Source organism: Enterococcus sp. 3H8_DIV0648 (genome assembly GCF_002140655.1).
In the GTDB taxonomy this organism is placed as follows: Bacteria; Bacillota; Bacilli; order Lactobacillales; family Enterococcaceae; genus Enterococcus_A; species Enterococcus_A hulanensis.
Genome location: NZ_NGLG01000001.1, coordinates 172,229 through 175,027 on the forward strand (window position 1 = coordinate 172,229; position 2,799 = coordinate 175,027).

3 protein-coding genes are annotated in these 2,799 nt (G+C 37.6%); 2 read left to right on the forward strand and 1 reads right to left on the reverse strand.

What is annotated here, in order from left to right:
* Positions 1–582: TetR/AcrR family transcriptional regulator (locus tag A5875_RS00860; protein WP_217809336.1), on the forward strand; the 582-nt coding region annotated here is incomplete at its 5' end.
* A gap of 24 nt (positions 583–606) precedes the next feature.
* Positions 607–1,797, forward strand: coding sequence for an SDR family NAD(P)-dependent oxidoreductase (locus A5875_RS00865; protein ID WP_088931860.1), 1,191 nt, complete (start codon positions 607–609; stop codon positions 1,795–1,797).
* 249 nt (positions 1,798–2,046) lie between these two features.
* Here the strand turns inward: A5875_RS00865 and A5875_RS00870 are convergent, their stop codons facing one another.
* Positions 2,047–2,760 (reverse strand): GntR family transcriptional regulator, encoded by a 714-nt coding sequence (locus A5875_RS00870; protein ID WP_088931861.1) that lies wholly within the window; start codon positions 2,758–2,760, stop codon positions 2,047–2,049.
* Positions 2,761–2,799: the final 39 nt, after the last annotated feature.

Below are 2,799 nucleotides of genomic sequence, written 5' to 3' on the forward strand. Positions count from 1 at the left end.
GTATATAACATGACTAAAAGAGCAGACCAAAAAGAGAAGCGACGTCAAGCGATATTAAAAGCTGGATTAAGCCTTTTTATCCGTAAAGGTTATGAAGGAACAAAAATAAGTGACATAGCGGAGATGGCAGGAATGAGCGTTGGTTTGCTATACCACTATTTCGATTCGATAGAAACTTTACACGAAGAGTTAGTTACTCTTGCATTATCTGGTCGAACAGGACAATACTTTCCTGAATATGACAACTCTCTTGATTATTTTAGAAAATCAACGAATCATCTTTTTGAAATGATTAAAGCTGACAGCTTCGTAGCAGAATTGTTCGTATTAGTTAACAAAGCAGAACGAAATGAATCTCTACCAAACGAGATAAAAGAAAAGCTAAAACTAAATGATGTGATTACTACATCAATCACCTTAATTGAAGAAGGGCAGCGTGACGGGAGTATCCGTAAAGGTAATTCTGTGGCTTTGGCTATGGCATATTGGCTTTCTGTACAAGCTTATATAGAAATGCTAGCACTCAATCCTGACGTGCCTTATCCGGAAACTGATTGGTTTGTTGATATATTAAAAGCATAAAGTATTCAGATTGGAGGGAATGAAATGATTCTTGAAGCCTGCAATTATAGTAAAAGCGCACTTCTAAATAAAACAGTACTGATAACAGGTGGTGGTGGTGGGATCGGTTTTGAAGCTTCTCGCGCATTTGCCTACATGGGAGCCACTGTCATAATCGCAGATATAGACGCTGATAAAGGGCAACGAGCACAAGAAAAAATAAACGGAGAACACCATAGTGGAGAAGTTGTCTTTTATCCCATCGACATTTCTGATGAAGAGCAAATTGATGAACTGTGTACATCTGTACTAGAAAAATACACACATCTCGATGTTTTGATAAACAACGCCGCGGTTGTTCCAATGGGTGCTGTAGAGGCGGTTCCAATTGCTGATTGGGATTTGAGCTACTCAGTAAACCTAAGAGCGCCTGTGCTTTTCTCACAGAAGTTCATTTCTTCCATGAGAAAGAATGGCGGTATTATTGTCTTTGTGCCGTCCACACCGAATCCGCATATGTCAGCGTATGAGATTTTCAAGTCCACTCAAGTGGAGCTTTGTAATACACTTTCAGAAGAAAATGCCGGAACGGGATTAATTACATATTCAATAGTGCCTGGATTTGTAAAAACAGCTACGGCCATCAAGGCGGTAGAAACTGTTGCCGCTTCTATGGGCATTACATCGGATGATTTTTTTGCTTCCTATGAGGAACACATTGTAGATGCTGAGGTTGCGGGAACAGGCTATGCTCTTTCAGTAGTAAATGCAAAACAGTACGATGGAAAAGAAATCATCTCCTCTCAGGTGTTGATAGACAGCGGGATGATTGATAGAGAGAAGGAACAGTCAGAAGTGATGCCGGAACTAGTGGACTACGATAAGCTATCTTCCTTGTTTGCGAGTATTTCAAAGATTTTTTTTGAGCAATCTCAGAGTTGGAAAAAGAAGAAGTTATTCCAAAGGCAATTTATTCTCTCTGACTTCAAAAAACATATGGGAATGCCTGCGGATAGTTTCAATAATCAACTAAAAGACTTACAAAAACAAATTGATAATCAAAAATGGGGCGCATTTCTCAGCAGTAAAAAATTGTTCATGAGATGGCAGCGGTACTATGAGCACCAAATCAATTTACTCCAAAGTTATGAAAAAGACATTGTTCAGTTAAACAAGGATACTGAGATTCTAAAAAGTTGGATTAATATTTTGCAGGAGCTGATTGATAGTATGTAATATTCTTTGTCTGTGGTCATAAGACCAAGCTAGTTTGATAGACAAACATGATAAGGCGCAAATGTACCCAACTCACACTATGTTTAAGAATTAAAAACATCTTCAAAATATGCAAAAAAAAAAGACTGATGGTGCTTCTCATTTTAGAGGCATCATCAGTCTATTACTATTTTACGGAGAAGGAGAGATTTGAACTCTCTCGCCGATTTCTCGACCTACACCCTTAGCAGGGAAAAACAATTAATAGAATCAATCAGCGATAAGAACTGTTTCAAAATTAAACTCGCTGGGAATATGATTAGCAATCGAAAATTCGAAGATCCGTCCATCATCTAAATAAGCCACCTGCTCCACACTCATCAAGAAATCATTGTCAGTCAGATTCAAGTAGCTCTTTTCAAGTAGAGAAGGTCGGATTCCGGCAATGTTCACATGGGCACTTTTGACCTTCAGTTTTAAAGTATCTGAAATATATTTATAAATAGAGGTTTCTAATTCTTTCATCGTCAATCCAGTAATAACATTTGTAGGCATCCAAGTGTACTCAATGATTGAAGGAATCCCTTCAATTTTCCGCATACGAATTATTTTGTAAACCAATATTTCTTGACTGATACCAAGTTTTTCTGCTAGAGCTTCATCGGGAATTTCTGTGGAAAAACCAATAATTACCGACTCCACTTTGCCATCATAAACTGAAAAGCTGCCTGTTAGCGGTGAAAATTTTGTCAGTTTTCCATTTTGAAAATCTTTAACAAAACTCCCTGAACCCCTCCGACGAACAATATACCCTTCACGTACAAGTACATTGAGTGCTTTTGTGATAGTCAGTTCACTGACTTGGTATTTCTTTGCTAAAAGTCTGCCCTGAGGCAATTTTTCATTGATCTTATAGATACCTGATTCGATATCTTGCTTAATTTGTTGATAAATCTCAGTATATCTTTTTACCGTTGTTGACATCATTTTTCTCCTTCTAGAAAGTTCTGCAAAATTAGTATA